4 protein-coding genes are annotated in these 1,734 nt (G+C 42.0%); all 4 read right to left on the bottom strand.

The window, feature by feature from the left end; genetic code table 11:
• Positions 1-528, bottom strand: a 528-nt coding sequence (locus tag RMY64_RS36685; protein ID WP_322702688.1) for a leucine-rich repeat domain-containing protein, incomplete at its 3' end; no start/stop codon positions are given.
• Between the two features lie 183 nt (positions 529-711).
• Entirely contained in the window at positions 712-1,101 is a 390-nt protein-coding gene (locus RMY64_RS36680) for a type II toxin-antitoxin system VapC family toxin (RefSeq protein WP_322691629.1), read from the bottom strand.
• The gene (locus RMY64_RS36675; RefSeq protein ID WP_073641323.1) at positions 1,091-1,300 is read right to left on the bottom strand and encodes a hypothetical protein; all 210 of its coding nucleotides are present in this window, start codon (positions 1,298-1,300) and stop codon (positions 1,091-1,093) included. The genes RMY64_RS36680 and RMY64_RS36675 overlap by 11 nt, the downstream gene beginning before the upstream one ends.
• 248 nt (positions 1,301-1,548) lie before the next feature.
• On the bottom strand, positions 1,549-1,734 hold a 186-nt coding region (locus tag RMY64_RS36670; RefSeq protein WP_322691628.1), incomplete at its 5' end, for a hypothetical protein.

The following is a 1,734-nucleotide window of genomic DNA, read 5'->3' as shown; positions in this document are numbered from 1 at the left end:
CTGCGTCAGATTGGTTAAATTAGCGATCGCCTCTGGAATCTGGGTTATTTGGTTGTCACTGAGGTCAAGCTGCGTCAGATTGGTTAAATTAGCGATCGCCTCTGGAATCTGGGTTATTTGGTTGCCACTGAGGAGAAGCTGCGTCAGATTGGTTAAATTAGCGATCGCGTCAGGTATTTCAGTTAGCTCTACTCGAATTAAGATAAGTTCCTCTAAATGTAGTATTTGCGTTACCACATCGGGAATGCTCTCTAAAGGATTGCCACTAATATCCAACTTACGCAAATTAGGCAAACCCAATAGTTCGAGTGGAAGCGTTTTTAAATTGTTGCCTGAAACCTTTTCGAGATAGCGGTTTCCTACGTATTCATAACCTTCAACCTTCTTTCCCAAAATCAAAGACTCAAGCTGCTTCAACTTCCCAATTTCCACAGGTAACTCAGTCAACTTCTGTCCCGACAGGTCTAACTCTTGCCAACCCTCAGTCACGGCGCGATCTATCAGTACCAACAACTCATCCTGCGTCATAATTCCAAGCAAAAGGGTGAGGAAAGAAGATTGATAAAGATGATCTTAACTGATTAGTGAAAAATGCTACATTATCACTTGTTGGCGATGCCTACGGTGGTCACTGAGCGCAGCCGAAGTGCGAGCTACGCCAACGTGCTTTGAGATGATGGGAAAAGCGATCTCAAAACATAATAGCTATCATTACCAATGCTCTATAACCAATCCATCCACATAGTCAAAATCTGAATCATCGGTAACAAGCACCCAGCCATGTTCCAGACAGTGCGCTGCAATCCAAACATCATTCATAGGAATTGGTCGCCCTTTGCGCTTCAAACCCAAACGAGTCTGAGCATAGATAACTGCCGTTCGCTTTTCCACAGGCACAACCGCACAAACTTCTATAAACTCCAAATATCGAGGAAGATTTTTCAACGGTCGAGTCGAGTTCTCAGCCCCAAATAGTAACTCTCCCACTACTACCACCGACAAAAATATTTCTGGTAACGCTAATACCCTTGAAACAACATTAGGATCGCCATTTAGAAAACGTACTGCAACAGAAGTATCTAACGCAATTTCACCACTCATTTAAATCAACCTGACGACAATCAGTTTGAATTGCTTTCTGTAAATCAGCCGCCTCATCATCACTCAAAATACCCGCAAATTTTGCTAGAGGATGATGACTACGTGTTGTCTGAACCCGATGCAAAAAATCTAACATTACTTTGACTAACTCATCTGGAAGCTCTGCAATTTCTTGGATAAGCTGCTCGCGGCTAGTCATATATTTGCCCTCTTTAGCAAAGTTTATCGTCAATATTATAACGAATGAGATATGGCGATCGCACATATCTAAATTTGGTTTCTAGCTATCTCTGTGATTATACCTGCAATCAATTATTTGGCATTGTTTACAAAATCGAGCGATCGCTAAGTCGGAAAAACTTCATCCACCAAAGATTTGCGGTACGTTTCGCTGGCGTGACAAAGCTAAATTGTTGCAATCATGGCGATGCCTACGGCGGGCTACGCTTACGCATTTGTTATTTCGGCGTACCCATTTGTTATTTCGGAGTACCCATTTGTTATTTCGGGGTACTCATTTGTTATTTTGGAGTACCCATTTGTTATTTCGGGGTACTCATTTGTTATTTTGGAGTACCCATTTGTTATTTCGGGGTACTCATTTGTTATTTCGGGGTACTCATTTGTTATTTC

Source organism: Nostoc sp. DedQUE08 (assembly GCF_034530895.1).
Classification (GTDB): Bacteria; Cyanobacteriota; Cyanobacteriia; order Cyanobacteriales; family Nostocaceae; genus Nostoc.
This window is presented reverse-complemented; position numbering and strand designations above follow the sequence as displayed.

Excerpts from the sequence above, each read along its gene's own strand:
- RMY64_RS36680 (WP_322691629.1), bottom strand. The coding sequence starts at position 1,101 with ATGAGTGGTGAAATTGCGTTAGATACTTCTGTTGCAGTACGTTTTCTA.
- RMY64_RS36675 (WP_073641323.1), bottom strand. The coding sequence starts at position 1,300 with ATGACTAGCCGCGAGCAGCTTATCCAAGAAATTGCAGAGCTTCCAGAT.